Here is a 15567-nt window from a genome sequence, read left to right as displayed (position 1 = left end):
TAAAACAACTTACATGAGGCTAATATGAAGAATAAGAGTAAAGTATCAAATCCGACTATAGAAAAAGTAGTATCAGAAATACTATCACAAAGTGATCCATCTGAGATATTTGGCAAAGAAGGAATATTTCAGGAAATTAAAAAGCAGATAGTAAATAAGATTTTAGAAAAAGAAATGGAATCTCATATAGGTTATGAGAAGCATTCTAAGAATACCAAGGAGTCAGATAATAGACGTAATGGCAATTATGAAAAGACTCTAATAGATTCCGAGGGTCGTAAATTGATAGTAGAAGTGCCAAGGGATCGGGAAGGAGAATTTGAACCTCAACTAATTCCAAAAGGAGTAAGGAGATTTGAAGGATTTGATGATAAAGTAATATCTTTATATGCTAGGGGAATGACTATTCGAGAAATACAAGGGCACTTAGAAGAACTATATGCCACCAAAGTATCATCTGAGTTAATATCAAAGGTAACTGATGGCATTTTAGAGGAAGTTACTGCGTGGCAGAATAGAGCACTTGATAGTGTATATCCTATAATGTAGATTGTATTCATGTTAAGGCAAGAGACAATCATATAATAATAAATAAAGCAGTTTATCTAGMTATTGGCGTGAATATAGAAGGCAAGAAGGAACTATTAGGTATTTGGATAGGCAAGAATGAAGGATCTAAATTTTGGATGCAAGTAGTAACAGAACTGAAGAATCGTGGTGTAGAACAAATATATGTTGCGTGTGTTGATGGTCTTAAAGGTTTTCCAGAAGCAATAAATAGCATTTTCCCAAAAACCACAGTACAACTGTGTATTGTTCATATGGTAAGAAACTCTGTAAAATACGTATCATATAAAGATTTAAAATTGGTAACAGCTGATTTAAAGGCAGTTTATTCTGCAATAAATGAAGCAGAGGGATTAAGAGAATTACAAAATTTTGCTAAAAAATGGGATGAAAAATATCCAGTTATTTTTGATATATGGCAGAGAAATTGGTCTGGAATAGCTCCGTTCTTTAGCTTTCCGGAAGACATTAGAAAGGCGATTTACACTACTAATGCTATTGAATCAACTAACCGTCAAATTCGTAAAATTATAAAAAATAAGGGGGTATTTCCAGATGATAAATCGATTCAGAAAATAATCTTTTTAGCATTGACAAATGCTTCTAAAAAATGGACAATGCCTATTAAGAATTGGGCCATGGCTTTAAATCAATTTGCTATACTTTGTGATACTAATTTACAAAATTGGGCAAATGGAGAAATCGTACTTACACAAAAAATCTGACAGACCTCGCGTCTATTAATAAAAAGTAAATTATTGTTATACCATGGCTTGACTATTTCATCCCGTGGTCAAGCCACGAGATGACAGCAAAGAAGTCTGAATTTCTGCGATCAACGGAATAATATATATTATATCGAACAAGCATTACTGCCGTTATCATCATCTTCACGGATAAATTTTTGCTTTACCTTAGAATTATTATTATACGGCTTACTATTTTTTACCGGTGGATAATTTACAGGCTCATAATTTGTAACGGGCGGTGCATAATTTTGGTTTACCGTAGCATTTGGACAAGTATATTTTGATATATCACGCTTAGTTTCTCTAAGCATTGCTTTTATTTGATTTAATTCCTCTTGCATCTTTTTTTCTTTATCGCTATCGTCTTTTCTAACCTTTTTATTCGCTCTACTTAAAGTCATATCATCATCGGATTCAGCGAAGCCGGCTTCTGCTTTTTGCCTTGCTATATCCCTTTTAATCATCTTAAGATACATTTCACGATTTCTCTTTACAGGATCGATTCTTTCTCCTCTTAAAGGACTATCATAGTCATCATCATCGTCGTTATCATAATCAAGATTATCTTCTACTATATTCTTTTTAGCCAAAGTAATATATTTATTATTATATACAGGTTTTCTCTTGCCGCCTTTAGCACCTTTACTATCAACCAATCTATTATTTGCGGATCTTTGAAAATAGCTTCTAAAATTATCTGTACAAGCTGAAAGTAAAAACATTCCTAAAAATAATATTATAATTTTTTTTAACATATATTTATATTCCAAAACTTTTATTAGACTTCCTGTATAACGTAGCTAATAAGGAGGAATTTGTAGGAGACACGGAACGCAGTACCGCAGCAGCGTACGCTTTGGTACGTGAGGATACGAGTACCGGATCGACGCACAAATTACCCTTAGAAACAAGTTATGCAGGAAGTCTATTATGATTAATGCTACATAATAGCCAAACTTGCAAGAATAAAGAGCCGGACTGCTATGTACTTAATTAAATTATTGTTATTCTGAGGTATTTTTGGTCTTGTTGTATGTCTCCCACCCCATCATTGCGAGCGACTAAAAGGAGCGTGGCAATCTCAGGACTTTAGCACGAGATTGCTTCGTCAAAACTTACAGTTTTTCCTTGCAATGACGGAAAACAAAACTTAAATCACCTCTTCTATTAGGTTACTTAATAGCTTATGCCCTTCTTTTCTTCTTTTTAATAAATTTTGTGAAGCATCCTCTAATATCTTAGGATTACTTATCAAATCGAGTATTTTATCTGCTAATTTTCCTGCAGAAATATTATTCTGCTCTAAACACCATCCTGCTTTTTTATCTTCCAATAATTTTGCATTGTAGTATTGATGATTATCCGCAGCACTAGGCAGTGGAATAAAGATTGCCGGCAACCCTATATAGGTCAATTCTTCTATAGTAGATGCTCCTGCTCTTGAAATCACTAAATCGGCTTCTTTATATTGCAATGCCATATTCTCAAAAAATTCGGCAAATTCATAATTAATGTTTAATTTCGAGTATATATCTTTTATTTTTACTTGATCATCTAATGCTGCTTGCTGGATTATATTTAATTCAAGACCTGGCTGTTTTTGCATTAAAATTTGGATACTTGCAGGTATCAGCTCTGAAAATAACTTAGCTCCTTGACTACCGCCAAAGATGAATATAGTAAAGATATTATCAGTGGAAGGCTTGTCACCCCGTGGCTTGACCATGGGGTCCAAAAAGTCTTTAATAAAACCACTGGACCACGTGGTCAAGCCACGGGGTGACATTATATCCCTAATATTCTCTCTAACTACCCCACCGGTAACTACTATTTTACTTTTTGCAAATTCCGGTAAATTCTTTATTTTTTCATAAGAAATAGCTATCTTTTTAGTAAAGCTTGCAAAAAATTTATTAACTTTTCCAAGGTAAGAATTCTGTTCATGAATTATAATCGGTACTCTTAAAAAAATTGCCGCAAACATTGGAGCTATAACAGGATAACCGCCAAATCCTATAATAGCTGAAGACCTGATATTATATAATAATCTAATAGCCTTTAAAACTGCAATTGATAACCTAGGTAAAAACAAGAAAATATTACCTGAGCGTTTTAAATCTAGGATATGAAAAATTACTTTCATATCCTGTTTTATATATTTTTTGCATCTTAAATCAGTAATAAAATGAACTTCATACCCACGTTTCACTAACTCTTCCCCAAGAGCGACTGCCGAAAAAAAATGTCCCCCCGTCCCTCCTGCTACCAAAATGATTTTTTTCATATTTCAATATTACGAATTTTGTACGAATTTAACGGCGTTCGGTGTCTTGTAAAACCAAGAAGCATACCGGTAGCGATAGCTATTGCAAGCGTTGAAGAACCACCGTAACTAATAAACGGCAATGTCATACCTTTAGTAGGAAGTAAATGTAAAGTCACACCCATATTAATTATTGCCTGAAGCCCTAATTGTGCAATTATACCGCTAGCAGCGAATTGTACAAATTTATCTGTTTCATTTAATAACTTAATAAGACTTCTTAATACTATAAAAGCAAATATACCTATAACAATCAGGCAAATAATAGCCCCAAACTCCTCACCAGCTACGGCAAAAATAAAGTCCGTATGGGAATCGGGTAGCACCTGCTTTACTGCTCCCTCCCCTGGACCGCGTCCATATAAACCGCCATGCTCAAAAGCCTTAAGAGACTTACTAACTTGATAATTCTCGCTACTATCGTGATCTAAAAATGAATTAATTCTTTGCGTTACGTGAGGTAACCAAAAATAAGCAATAGTTACTCCTATCATTCCTAAAAAACCCGCTAGAACAATCCAAAATATCGGCATACCTGCAATAAACAGCTGAATACCAAAAACTGCCGTAATCATTACAAGCATTCCAAAATCCGGCTGAATAATTAAGAGAATAGCAACAATAGAATAAAGTATTACACAAATCGTAAAACTTGGAAAATCATCATTAAATTTTAGCGATAATATCCAGCCCGTAACAACTGCAAAAAACGGTTTGATAAATTCCGAAGGTTGAATAGATAGACCTAGAATATTAATCCATCGCACTGCTCCTTTTACTTCATAGCCAAAAAATTTAACTGCTACTAATAAAACTATACTAGCAATAAACCCAACTATTGCAAAACGCCTTAACCATTTCTTATTAAGACATGAAAATAATAATATAAGCCCTGAAGCGGCAGCTAAATAAAATATTTGTCTAGATGCAAAATAACTTTCTTCAAGACCTATTCTACTTGCTACTGCTGAACCCGAGGTAGTAACAAGCATTAGACTAAAAGCAAATAAGATAATTAAAGAAATTATTATTTGCCTATCGGTACTCCGCCACCATAATTTTATAAAGTTATTAGATATTTCATTATTCAAATTTTCCCTATTCTTTTATGGCTATATTGATGATGTTATTGCATGGATCAGAAAACACACTCGATGTCATACCGTGGCTTGACCACGGTATCCAGAAAAACAATAAAAAATACTAATATTATTAGTATTTTTAACTAGACCCCGTGGTCAAGCCACGGGGTGACAGTATACTACACAATTTTATAAACAACTCTCCACGCTCTTCAAAATTTTTAAACTGATCATATGAACTACAACTAGGTGCTAACAAGATATTTTTTACCTCCGCATTATCACCTATTGCATCCTTATAAGCAAGATCGAAGGCTTGCTCAAGATCATCACATATTACAAAATCTACTATATTCTTAGCAGTATTTGCAAATATTTCTTTAGCTTGACCATAAAAATAAGCTTTCTTAATTTTACTGAAATAAGGCTTTATTTCCTCAATACCACCCCCTTTAGGGGTTCCTCCAGCAAGCCAGTAAATATTATCTAGTGCTTTAATTGATTGCACGGCAGATATGGCATTTGTTGCTTTACTATCATTGTAAAAACTTATATTATTTATACTACCGATATATTGCATTCTATGAGGTAAACTTTGAAAACTACTTATAGACTCAATTATTTTTTTAGGTTCTACTCCTATTATTTTAGCTACTGCATAACTTGCTGCAATATTCTCATAATTGTGAAGTCCCTGCAAATTTTTATTAAACGATAATTTATAACTTATATCATTATCTTTAATTTTATCATCAACTACCAAAATACCGTTTTCAAGAATTTTAGTAACCGAAAAAGGAATTAGTTTTATACGCTGCTCTTGCTGTAATAGCATAAAAATCTTACGACAATAATCATTATCGATATTAATTACTGCATAACTCTTTTTATCCATTCGATCGAAAATCTTAGATTTTGCTGCAATATAACCGGTCATGTCTTGATGTCTATCCAAATGGTCGGGAGTTATATTAAGAAGCACTGCTATTTTAGCTGTAAAGGTTTTTACTAGATCTAGCTGAAAAGAAGACAATTCAAGTACATACCCATCCTTACTTGCTTTAGCTCGCAAAGCAGAAACTCCAATATTACCGGCAACCGGATAGTCTAAACCGTTACTATTTAAAATATGGCTTATTAAAGCAGTAGTAGTACTTTTACCGTTTGTACCAGTTACTGCGATAAAGTTTAAAATTCTTGATTTTTCAAATAATAAGTCTATATCGGAAGTGATTGGAATATTAAAATTTTTTGCAATCTTGACTATCTCATGCGTTAAAGGAATTCCAGGACTTAAGACAATTTTATCTAAATTCTGCCATCTTGAATCAGATAAAGCAGCAATAGCGGTTTTACTATATAATTCTTCAAATATATCTCTATTTGCTTTTAAATCATCATAAACAATTACATCATATTTATTTTGCAATTCCTCGTAAACTGATATACCGGTTTTACCAAGCCCAAAAACACCTATTTTCTGTTTTTTATGAGAATTCATGAGTAACTTATATGTCATTCCCGCGAAAGCAGGAATCTAGAAAAAATAACCTTAATATTGATACAAAATTTATATATTTGATAAAATAAACCTATAAAAAATAAGTTTTTATAGGTTTTGCTGGATTCCCGCCTTCGCGGGAATGACATCGAGGTCTTTTTAAAAACTGTCCACTATAAACAAACCACAGGATGACATGACTCAGAACCTTAATCCATGTCCTGCATTAATGCTTGTTCACCTTCATTAAATTCACCTTGTCCTTTTATATTATTATAAGTTGGTTTACTATTCCCAGGATCAGGTAAATAATAATGAGGCGGAACTTCTAGTGCTTTAGCACGCTGTACTTGATACTCATTAGGTCCGGCTGTTGATATACCTACGGTTTCTTTTAACTTTTTACTACAAGCAGAAGTAATTAATAAAACAGTAAATAATAAAAAAATCTTTTTCACTTAAACACCTATAAATTAAAATTATATTATACTCCTTGCAAAATGAACTTCTAGAGGTAATTTATACGTCAATCCGGTATCGAATCCTCACTTAGGTCTACTACGCTACGGTTCTGCGTTCCGTGTTTCCTTCAAATTCCTATCTATAAGTTTAATTTTGCAAGGAGTCTATTTTATCGTTACCACCCTTATCGGTATTACGAATTTTTTAGCCATAGCTTCAATTTGAGCATTATCATAATTCCCTTTAGCCTTTTCTTCAATAACTTTTTTAGTATTATAATAATCTTCTATTAAGATAATTACTCCTATTGTAATAAAGCAATCAGCTAAATTAAATACGGGGAAGCTATAATTCTGATAATGAAAATGGATGAAGTCAAAAACTGCTCCTCTAAAAAATCTATCAATTAGATTACCAACAGATCCGCCGATTACAAAGCTATAACCGGCAAAGCTTCCGATCGTTTTTGAACGTATCATCAAATAATATAAATAACAGACAATAATCGTGTTCGTTATTAAGAAAATAGCATTACTATATTGATAATATTCACGCATTAGACCAAAGCTAATACCGTAATTCCAAGTATAAACCATATTTAAGAAAGAAGTAACCTTAAGCATTAAGCCCGGCTTCCATCTCAAATTATCAATAAACCACCATTTACTTAACTGATCAATAATCACTAAGGTTATTATTATACGACTACTACGAGCGAATGTTAGATATAATTTTTTTAGGAGTAGGGACATAGATGTTTTGTGAATATTTTTGCGTGGATACCTAATCGTCATTGCGAGGAAATTGCATAGCAATTGACGAAGCAATCTTAGGAGTTTGTTATTATTTCATGAGATTGCCACGCAGCCTACGGCTGCTCGCAATGACGACTATCCTACAATGAAACTGTGGCTGCTTTCTCTACTTGCAATTCCTTATCAAGCTTAACATTTAAAGTTTTTATTTCTTTTTTAAATTGTTTAAATTTCTCTAAATTTTTTCCGTTTAATTCTATACCCGGTGTTGTTTTAACTGACATAGGATTAACATGTTTACCGTCAATTTTAACTTCATAATGTAAATGTGGACCTGTAGCTCTGCCGGTACTTCCGACATATGCGATGATTTGTCCTTGTTTTACGATACTTCCCACTTTTAAATTTTTTGCAAAATTTGAAGCATGAGCATAAGCAGTAGATAGCGTACCGCTATGTTTTACCTGAATAAAATTTCCATAACCCGACTTCCAACCTATTTCCGTTATAACTCCGTTTCCTACGGAATATATAGGCGTACCGGTTGGCGCTGCAAAGTCAACTCCCTTATGCATTTTAGTATAACCGAGTATCGGATGCTTTCTATTACCGTAATGTGAAGAAACTTTTATAACTTTTAGCGGAGTTTTAAGTAAGCTTCTTTTTACGCTTTTACCGTCTTCGGAAAAAAATGCATGATTATTTGCGTTATTGTCATGGGAATAACGATATATATTATATTCTTTCCCTGAAAGATTTAATGAAACATATAGAATTTTACCGTGGTGGGAAAATTTACCGTCTTCCGTTACGTATTTTTCCGTTATTACGGTTGCGGTATCACCGCTTTTTATTTGACGCTGAAAATCGATTTGATAAGCATAAGCATTAATCAGCTCTATTATACTATTATTCGATAAGCCCAGTTTTTTAAGGGCTGACATAAAATTTGATTCAATACTTACCGACGATTTGGCAACTTTTTTACTTAAAGGTACTACAATTTCTTCAACTTTAAAATTATCACCTTCTCTAATTACTTCAATAGTTTTTAGCTTATCGATAATTATAACGATTTTATTTAAGAATGTTACCTCTGAGGTTAAATCTTCATCTTCGTTTTCGGTAATTTTTGTTTCATATTCAAAAGTAATTTGCTGCCCTATTTTAAGAGCAGAAGATAATTTACCTTCTTTTACTAAACTTACAATTTTTTCTATTTCATTTTTAGGGATATTTTGTTCTATCAAAATTGACTTTATAGTATCGCCTTTTTTTACTACTACTTCTTTAAAGGAAATTGTTTCTTCTTCACTACTATCAGGTTGTACTAAAGTTATGGATAAAGTGTCGTTAACATAATTATTAACAGCAAAAGAGACAAAAATAACTAATGCTATAAATAATAATAAGGAGGCAGAGGTGAGGATTTTCCTGAGACGTGCACTAATAAAAGATGATGGTAATATGCCATTAAAATCATAAGATAGTGCAGTATCATTCATTAAAATTGCTCTGAAGATTATTTGAATCAATTTTTCATTACTAATAATAATATGAACTATATACGAACAAATTACAATAGAAAATTGTAAAATTTTGTTTTATTTCTGTTTTATTAGTTTTTTATTGCTTAAAACTAAATTTTTTATATAAGTTAATTTTCGTTAACTTATATAGATGAAGATTATGCCTAGACTTTTCCTATTTTTATTAATTTTTATAAATCTTATGTCCTGCTCATCTAACCATAATGCTGTCAAATTACCCAAAATAGAATATTATGAGAATATTTCTTTAAATAAAAACTGTCCTATAAATAGTGAAATAGTTCTAGTAGGTGGTTGTTTTGATTTATTACATTACGGTCATATAGAATTTCTACGCAAAGCTAAAAAACACGGTAAATACTTAATCGTTGCTTTAGAGCCGGATGAAACAATTATTAAATATAAAAAACGTCAACCTATCCATAATCAATTACAACGAGCAAAAATTTTAAGTTCTTTCACATTTGTTGATAAAGTACTTATATTACCTAAACTAAAAGAGATTACGCTCGGTTAGTGCAAAATATTTGTCCTTCTGTAATCGCTGTAACAAAGCACGATCCTCAGTTAATAAATAAGCAAATTCAAGCATAAATGCGAAAGTAATAGTAAGTTATTGACTTACTGCAACATCCTAATATAGGCACACTTTCTAGCTCAAATATTATTAATTATTAAAAATATGCAGTTTTTACAAAAATTTATCGATTTTTACTTTAATAAAACTGTATATACATTTATATATATATAAATATATATAACTTTATATGTGCTATGAAAAATATTATTAGACATCTTTCCAAACGAGGATTTAGAGAGGAATTTAAAGAAGACACTTCACCTCGAACCGCAACGTACACAAGCGTACGTGAGGATTCGAGTACCGGATCGACGTATAAATTACCTCTAGAAGCGAAGTTTGGGAAGATATCTATTGCTTTAATTTATTTTTTGATTGTTAGTAGTAGCTGCTTTGCTTCCGAGCCGTTACCTTGGCAAGTAACGTTCCAGCCGCCGGCAAGTCCGATTATGGAGGAATTACATCATTTTCATAATTTTCTGCTTTATATCTCAACAGCTATTGTTTTATTCGTTGCCGGATTACTTGGCTTTGTATGCATTAGATTTAATGCAAAAAATAATCCCGTACCGGCAAAATTTTCACATAATGTTTTAATAGAAATAATTTGGACTGTAATACCTATAATAATTTTAGTTATTATTGCAGTGCCGTCTTTTAGAATATTGCGTCATGCCGAAAAAATACCCGAAACGGATTTAACTATTAAAGTAGTAGGTTATCAATGGTATTGGCATTATATATATCCTGATCATGATAATTTAGAATTTGATAGCGTAATGATCTCTGATGAGAATTTAAAACCTGACCAAAAAAGATTATTAGATGTTGATAATCGAATTGTTATCCCTGAAAATGCTACCGTAAGGTTTCTCATTACCGCAGGTGATGTAATACATAGTTTTGCCGTTCCGTCGCTTGGGTTTAAAATAGATGCAGTGCCTGGAAGAATTAATGAAACGTGGACAAGAGCTGCCAAGAAAGGTGTATATTACGGGCAATGCTCCGAACTATGCGGTATCAATCACGGCTTCATGCCGATTGTTATAGAAGTAGTAAGCAAAGAGGATTTTGACAATTGGGTTGCAAATAAAAATAAGGTTGCCGAGAATAACGGGAATCAGAAATTGGTTGCTAATTAATATATGATAATGAGTGAGGAAGAATATAGAAATCAACCGGATGTAATTGATCTACCTGAATGGGAAAAAACTTTTTATTATCTTATATATGTAGGGCATTATAAGGATTATGACGATGCACTAGACATTCTAACACAAAATTTAAGAAATCCGGAAGAATTAATACAATTAAAGAAGATTTAATATTGCCTTTATTGTTTGAAAATTTGAAAAACACCAGTGAAAAAATTTTAAATGCAACTAATTTAGCATTGTTATTTGTATACCAAGATTAGAAAGAAAAGTTTATTTAGAATATTTTAAAAATAATTTGAAATTTTTAAGCCATAAAAAATTAAAAGTATTTATAGATAAAACATTAATAAATTCTTTAAAAAATGAGAAAGAAAAAATAGAGTTTATTTTAGGCTTTTGTCAAAATTCTTTAAATTACCAAGAAGCTTTAGAAATTTGCTTATACTTTCTTAAGAAAAATGAAAGTACAGAAATAAACAGTGCTGCTTTTGTTGGGCTTACTTATATAATAGCAAGATTTCAAAAAATAGAACTTAAAGCTATATTACCTTTTATCACAAAATATTTAAAACATTCTTCTATAGGTTCTGATTTATGGATGGATGCACAATCTTTATTAGGGAACATTGTAACTATGATACCATTTTGAAAAAATACTATTCTGTTCACTTAAAGACTCCGTCAATTATAGAGTATATAATGACTAAAAATAAACCAAAGAATCAAATAAAGCTTGAGAAAATGCTAAAATTATATGTAAATAACCTTAAGAGACAAAAAATTAAACTTAATGTTTCTAGTTTTCAAAAATCAACGTAAATTTTAAGAATTTAAATAAAAATTACAATTGCTATGCACTTACTTACAAATACAGAAGACCTAAACCACGATGACCACCATACTCCACACGGTTGGAGGCGGTGGCTTTTTTCTACTAATCACAAAGATATTGGCATTATGTATATCATATTTGCCGTTTTTGCCGGAATTGTCGGTGGTTTGTTCTCACTGCTTTTTAGGTTAGAGCTTGCAATGCCCTGCGGCACTTTCTTAAATCATGATTTCCAGCTATATAACGTGCTTATCACGGCACATGCGGTTATTATGGTATTCTTTATGATTATGCCGGCTTTGTTCGGTGGCTTTGGTAACTATTTCGTACCTCTGTTAATAGGAGCTCCCGATATGGCATTTCCACGCCTTAACAATATCAGTTTTTGGCTACTAGTTCCTGCTTTCATCCTGCTTATGGGTTCGGCATTTGTTGACGACGGTCCCGGAACGGGCTGGACGTTCTACCCTCCTTTAAGTAATTTGAGCGGTCACCCGGGAGCAGCAGTCGATATGGCTATTTTCAGTTTACATTTAACCGGTCTATCGTCAATCCTCGGATCAATTAATTTAATTGTTACTATCTTTAATATGAGGGCTCCAGAGATGGGGCTTTTCAAAATGCCGTTATTCGTTTGGTCTATATTAGTAACTGCATTTTTAATAATTCTAGCTATGCCGGTACTTGGCGGAGCTATCACTATGCTACTTACCGATCGTAACTTTGGGACTAATTTCTTTAAACCGGACGGCGGCGGTGATCCTGTATTATTTCAGCATTTATTTTGGTTTTTCGGTCATCCTGAAGTATATATCGTAATACTTCCGGGCTTTGGTATAGTAAGTCAGGTTATTTCAACTTTTTCACGCAAACCTATATTTGGCTATCAAGGTATGGTCGGAGCTATGGTAATAATCGGTTTCGTCGGATTTATTGTATGGGCTCACCATATGTTTACTGTTGGACTTTCTTATAATGCACTTATATATTTCACTGCCGGAACAATGATTATAGCAGTTCCGACGGGTATTAAAATATTTAGCTGGATAGCAACTATGTGGGGTGGCTCAATTACCTTCCCAACTCCTATGCTGTTCTCTATAGGGTTTATTATATTATTCACGATCGGCGGCGTAACCGGCATAATCCTATCAAATTCGGCACTTGATAGAGTTCTACACGATACATATTATGTTGTTGCACATTTCCATTATACAATGTCGCTCGGTGCTTTATTTACAGCATTTGCAGGCTTTTATTATTGGTTCGGCAAAATATCCGGTAAACAATACCCGGAAATTTCAGGCAAAATCCATTTTTGGATTACCTTTATAGGCGTTAATTTAACTTTCTTCCCGCAGCATTTCTTAGGTCTTGCGGGCATGCCGAGAAGAATACCAGACTACCCTGATGCTTTCGCCGGCTGGAATATGGTTTCGTCGATAGGAGCAGGTATCTCTATGTTTGCTGCTCTTTATTTTGTATTTATCGTTTTCTATACTTTAAAGTACGGTAAAAATTGTCCAAACAATCCTTGGGGAGAAGGAGCAGACACATTAGAGTGGACACTTACCTCACCACCGCCGTTCCATACTTTTGAAACACCACCACATATTGAGGGGTAATAGTGGCTTTGCTACGTGGATGCCAAGTCGTCATTGCGAGGAGTTGCGTTAGCAACGACGCGGCAATCTCATAAAATATGCCACGCCAGCATAAATGCTGGCTCGCAATGACGGGACCTTTATGAACTGTCCGGTACTATGAGGAATGACATAGCTGAAAGAAAAATAGTAAAACGATAATAAAATGCATAAAAAACCGATAATAGGTGTTACACCTAATTTAGCTCAAAATTGTGAAAAATATACTTACGCTGCTTTTCCATGGTACGCCTTGCGAAGAAACTATACCGATGCGATTATTGCAGCCGGTGGTGTACCGCTATTATTACCTTATCAAAGTGATACAATAAATCAGCTTATGGAACTTGTTGACGGTGTTGTAATTCCAGGCGGTGACGAGGACATACATCCTAAATTTTATGAGCCGGAATACGCCGAAGATGTAGTAGTTTCCAATGAAGAACGTGATAATTTTGAGATATTAGTTTTAAAGAAAGCATTAGAGAAAGATATTCCGGTTTTAGGAATATGCCGAGGTATGCAGCTATTAAACGTTATTTTTAAGGGTACGCTTATTAAACATATTCCTGATTATATTGAAACTGTAATTAATCATACACAACCTTCGCCTAAAAACATAGTTTCGCATGCAATTAATATAGAAGCAAATACTAAACTTGTTAAAATGGCTAATAATCAGCTACAAACTATGGTTAATTCGATTCATCACCAGGCTGTTAAACAACTTGGTAACGATCTTATCGTATCTGCAAAAGCAGAAGACGGTATAATTGAAGCAATTGAATCAACGAAACATAAATTTGTTATCGGCGTTCAATGGCATCCTGAATATCTTAACGATAATGGAGTAGATTTAGAATTATTTAAAGAACTCGTAAAAGCTAGTACAGTATAACCGCCTAGCTTTTTACTTTAACTAAAACTCCATTCTATACCTATCTCGCCTAAAACTTTTTCAGCCTTATCAATATCAGACTTAAGAGTCTGATAGTTGTTATAATATTCTTCAAATACAGAGGCAATAGGAGAAATATTTAAAAAGTCTTTTACCTCCTTACATAATAAAGTAATATTTTTAACATTTTCTACCTCGGAACTATGTAAGCTTTCTTTCATTTTATCTGTTAATAGAGGTAATTTATCTACTAAATTTTGTTTGTCTAATGTTATATCTAAATCTGCTATTTCTAAACTTTTTAAATATTTCTGCCCATCTAAAATAACATTCAAACAAGCTCCCACTATCGATTTAGCTTTTATATAATGATTATTTAAAATATCTTTTATTTTAGAAAGCTTTACTTCATCATTTGCAGTTTTTAATAATACTAAATTCGGTACTAGAGCATCTTGGTTATTTTTATAATACGCAATAGAATTTTCAAATATTTCTTGATCTAATTCATTATATTCAGGAACTTGAAATGTACTTGAAGCAGTAAAGAATTTCAAATTATTCTTTAGTAACTTCTTATCATTTTTATTAATTTCTTCTTCTTTTTTATTATCAATGGACCTTAAAAACACATTTTTAGGTAATATATTTTCAAGATTTGGATTTAATAATTTTTCAATTTCATTAGTTAATAGATCTACATTATCTTCGAAATTTTTCCCCAATCTAAAAACTTAGATACTAATTTATCCTCAAATTTAATTATTTCCCTTATTTTATCACTAAAAGTATCTAATATTTTCTTAAAATTTTCATAAGTTTTACATTCTTCTACTAAGAATTTTTTTAAATTATTGTAAATATCATAATTGCTATTATTAAAACTAATAACCTTTAATAAAGCTTCTGCTTCTAATAATAAAGTTTCTGCTTCTGAGTCTTTAGATATTTCAAGCTTTTCATTATTTGCTACTAAAAAGCAAAATCTTTTTAATGCTAAATCTTTTACAGTTACTATATCTTCATCTTTATAACTTAATAATTCCGATGGGTTATGTGCCAAAATAGATAATATCTTACTACTTTTAATAATTTGTAATATTTTTTCTTTAGTAGATTCTAACATTGCAACACCGTGAGACACAGGTGGAGTAGAACTTATGTCCTTTAAGGATATTAAAGAATTAATAAAAGACTTGTACTTAATATAAACTAATTCCACTAACTATATATAATAATTCAGTAATTGGTGCATATACTTCCTCATTTAAAATAGTAATATGAGAATCATTAGGTAGCAAATATAAATCGTTATTAAAAATTTTAGCTACTAAACCTTTAATTTTACCTTTAGATAGCCTAGATAAGATTTCTTTATTTAAAACTAAATGTTGACCTTTTTCTCTTTTGTCCCTAATATATATGTTATATTAGATATATTACATATTCCTTAATTTATATTAATAAT

Annotated in this window: 14 protein-coding genes and 3 pseudogenes; 8 read left to right on the top strand and 9 right to left on the bottom strand. The window is 32.2% G+C overall.

The genetic code is table 11. From position 1 onward, the window contains the following. The first annotated feature begins 24 nt into the window (after positions 1-24). Positions 25-1292: pseudogene (locus REIS_RS10955) on the top strand (IS256 family transposase). Positions 1293-1420: 128 nt separating this feature from the next. Here the strand turns inward: REIS_RS10955 and REIS_RS03080 are convergent. Next, entirely contained in the window at positions 1421-2071 is a 651-nt protein-coding gene (locus REIS_RS03080; RefSeq protein WP_008579795.1) for a hypothetical protein, read from the bottom strand. Between the two features lie 8 nt (positions 2072-2079). Between REIS_RS03080 and REIS_RS12325 the strand changes: the two are divergent. Continuing rightward, positions 2080-2247 (top strand): annotated as a pseudogene (locus REIS_RS12325) (palindromic element RPE1 domain-containing protein); the annotation flags it as partial. A 219-nt stretch (positions 2248-2466) separates the two neighbouring features. On the opposite strand, the gene murG reads toward REIS_RS12325, so the two are convergent. The 6 genes from murG to REIS_RS03050 form a co-directional block, all read right to left on the bottom strand. Then, positions 2467-3600: an undecaprenyldiphospho-muramoylpentapeptide beta-N-acetylglucosaminyltransferase gene (murG, locus tag REIS_RS03075; RefSeq protein WP_008579794.1), complete on the bottom strand. Its 1134-nt coding sequence runs from the start codon at positions 3598-3600 to the stop codon at positions 2467-2469. Then, positions 3597-4730: a putative lipid II flippase FtsW gene (gene ftsW, locus REIS_RS03070; protein ID WP_008579793.1), complete on the bottom strand. Its 1134-nt coding sequence runs from the start codon at positions 4728-4730 to the stop codon at positions 3597-3599. The genes murG and ftsW overlap by 4 nt, the downstream gene beginning before the upstream one ends. A 130-nt stretch (positions 4731-4860) precedes the next feature. Continuing rightward, entirely contained in the window at positions 4861-6222 is a 1362-nt protein-coding gene (gene murD / locus REIS_RS03065; RefSeq protein ID WP_008579792.1) for a UDP-N-acetylmuramoyl-L-alanine--D-glutamate ligase, read from the bottom strand. A 209-nt stretch (positions 6223-6431) separates the two neighbouring features. Next, positions 6432-6680: a DUF3035 domain-containing protein gene (locus REIS_RS03060; protein ID WP_008579791.1), complete on the bottom strand. Its 249-nt coding sequence runs from the start codon at positions 6678-6680 to the stop codon at positions 6432-6434. 168 nt (positions 6681-6848) lie between these two features. Then, positions 6849-7436 (bottom strand): signal peptidase II, encoded by a 588-nt coding sequence (gene lspA / locus REIS_RS03055; RefSeq protein WP_152540710.1) that lies wholly within the window; start codon positions 7434-7436, stop codon positions 6849-6851. Between the two features lie 143 nt (positions 7437-7579). Next, a complete protein-coding gene (locus tag REIS_RS03050; protein ID WP_008579789.1) occupies positions 7580-8944 on the bottom strand; it encodes a M23 family metallopeptidase in 1365 nt (454 codons plus the stop codon). 226 nt (positions 8945-9170) lie between these two features. Between REIS_RS03050 and REIS_RS03045 the strand changes: the two are divergent. The 6 genes and pseudogenes from REIS_RS03045 to REIS_RS03020 all read left to right on the top strand — a co-directional run bounded on the left by REIS_RS03045 (position 9171) and on the right by REIS_RS03020 (position 14099). Beyond that, a pseudogene (locus tag REIS_RS03045) lies at positions 9171-9583 on the top strand (adenylyltransferase/cytidyltransferase family protein). A 180-nt stretch (positions 9584-9763) separates the two neighbouring features. Beyond that, on the top strand, positions 9764-10711 hold the full coding sequence (gene coxB, locus REIS_RS03040; protein ID WP_008579786.1) for a cytochrome c oxidase subunit II: 948 nt from the start codon (positions 9764-9766) through the stop codon (positions 10709-10711). A gap of 9 nt (positions 10712-10720) precedes the next feature. Then, positions 10721-10894: a hypothetical protein gene (locus tag REIS_RS15505; protein ID WP_008579785.1), complete on the top strand. Its 174-nt coding sequence runs from the start codon at positions 10721-10723 to the stop codon at positions 10892-10894. A gap of 127 nt (positions 10895-11021) precedes the next feature. Then, a complete protein-coding gene (locus REIS_RS15500; RefSeq protein WP_233466293.1) occupies positions 11022-11375 on the top strand; it encodes a hypothetical protein in 354 nt (117 codons plus the stop codon). Positions 11376-11578: 203 nt separating this feature from the next. After that, the gene (ctaD, locus tag REIS_RS03025; protein WP_008579784.1) at positions 11579-13183 is read left to right on the top strand and encodes a cytochrome c oxidase subunit I; all 1605 of its coding nucleotides are present in this window, start codon (positions 11579-11581) and stop codon (positions 13181-13183) included. 184 nt (positions 13184-13367) lie between these two features. Beyond that, positions 13368-14099 carry a gamma-glutamyl-gamma-aminobutyrate hydrolase family protein gene (locus REIS_RS03020; protein WP_008579783.1) on the top strand — a complete coding sequence of 244 codons (732 nt, stop codon included), beginning with the start codon at positions 13368-13370 and terminating at the stop codon, positions 14097-14099. Between the two features lie 17 nt (positions 14100-14116). Here the strand turns inward: REIS_RS03020 and REIS_RS10950 are convergent, their stop codons facing one another. Continuing rightward, positions 14117-14824, bottom strand: coding sequence for a hypothetical protein (locus tag REIS_RS10950; RefSeq protein WP_050755357.1), 708 nt, complete (start codon positions 14822-14824; stop codon positions 14117-14119). Continuing rightward, entirely contained in the window at positions 14797-15225 is a 429-nt protein-coding gene (locus tag REIS_RS10945) for a hypothetical protein (RefSeq protein ID WP_050755356.1), read from the bottom strand. The genes REIS_RS10950 and REIS_RS10945 overlap by 28 nt, the downstream gene beginning before the upstream one ends. Between the last annotated feature and the right edge of the window lie 342 nt (positions 15226-15567).

It is taken from the genome of Rickettsia endosymbiont of Ixodes scapularis, assembly GCF_000160735.1.
GTDB lineage: Bacteria > Pseudomonadota > Alphaproteobacteria > Rickettsiales > Rickettsiaceae > Rickettsia > Rickettsia tamurae.
The sequence above is the reverse complement of the archived record's forward strand: the minus strand, read 5'-3'. Positions and strand labels throughout refer to the sequence as shown.

What these genes read in the sequence shown, in the direction of transcription:
- REIS_RS03080 (WP_008579795.1), bottom strand. Translation starts at nt 2,071, where the DNA reads ATGTTAAAAAAAATTATAATATTATTTTTAGGAATGTTTTTACTTTCA.
- murG (WP_008579794.1), bottom strand. Translation starts at nt 3,600, where the DNA reads ATGAAAAAAATCATTTTGGTAGCAGGAGGGACGGGGGGACATTTTTTT.
- murD (WP_008579792.1), bottom strand. Translation starts at nt 6,222, where the DNA reads ATGAATTCTCATAAAAAACAGAAAATAGGTGTTTTTGGGCTTGGTAAA.
- lspA (WP_152540710.1), bottom strand. Translation starts at nt 7,436, where the DNA reads ATGTCCCTACTCCTAAAAAAATTATATCTAACATTCGCTCGTAGTAGT.
- REIS_RS03050 (WP_008579789.1), bottom strand. Translation starts at nt 8,944, where the DNA reads ATGAATGATACTGCACTATCTTATGATTTTAATGGCATATTACCATCA.
- coxB (WP_008579786.1), top strand. Translation starts at nt 9,764, where the DNA reads ATGAAAAATATTATTAGACATCTTTCCAAACGAGGATTTAGAGAGGAA.
- REIS_RS15505 (WP_008579785.1), top strand. Translation starts at nt 10,721, where the DNA reads ATGAGTGAGGAAGAATATAGAAATCAACCGGATGTAATTGATCTACCT.
- ctaD (WP_008579784.1), top strand. Translation starts at nt 11,579, where the DNA reads ATGCACTTACTTACAAATACAGAAGACCTAAACCACGATGACCACCAT.
- REIS_RS03020 (WP_008579783.1), top strand. Translation starts at nt 13,368, where the DNA reads ATGCATAAAAAACCGATAATAGGTGTTACACCTAATTTAGCTCAAAAT.
- REIS_RS10945 (WP_050755356.1), bottom strand. Translation starts at nt 15,225, where the DNA reads ATGTTAGAATCTACTAAAGAAAAAATATTACAAATTATTAAAAGTAGT.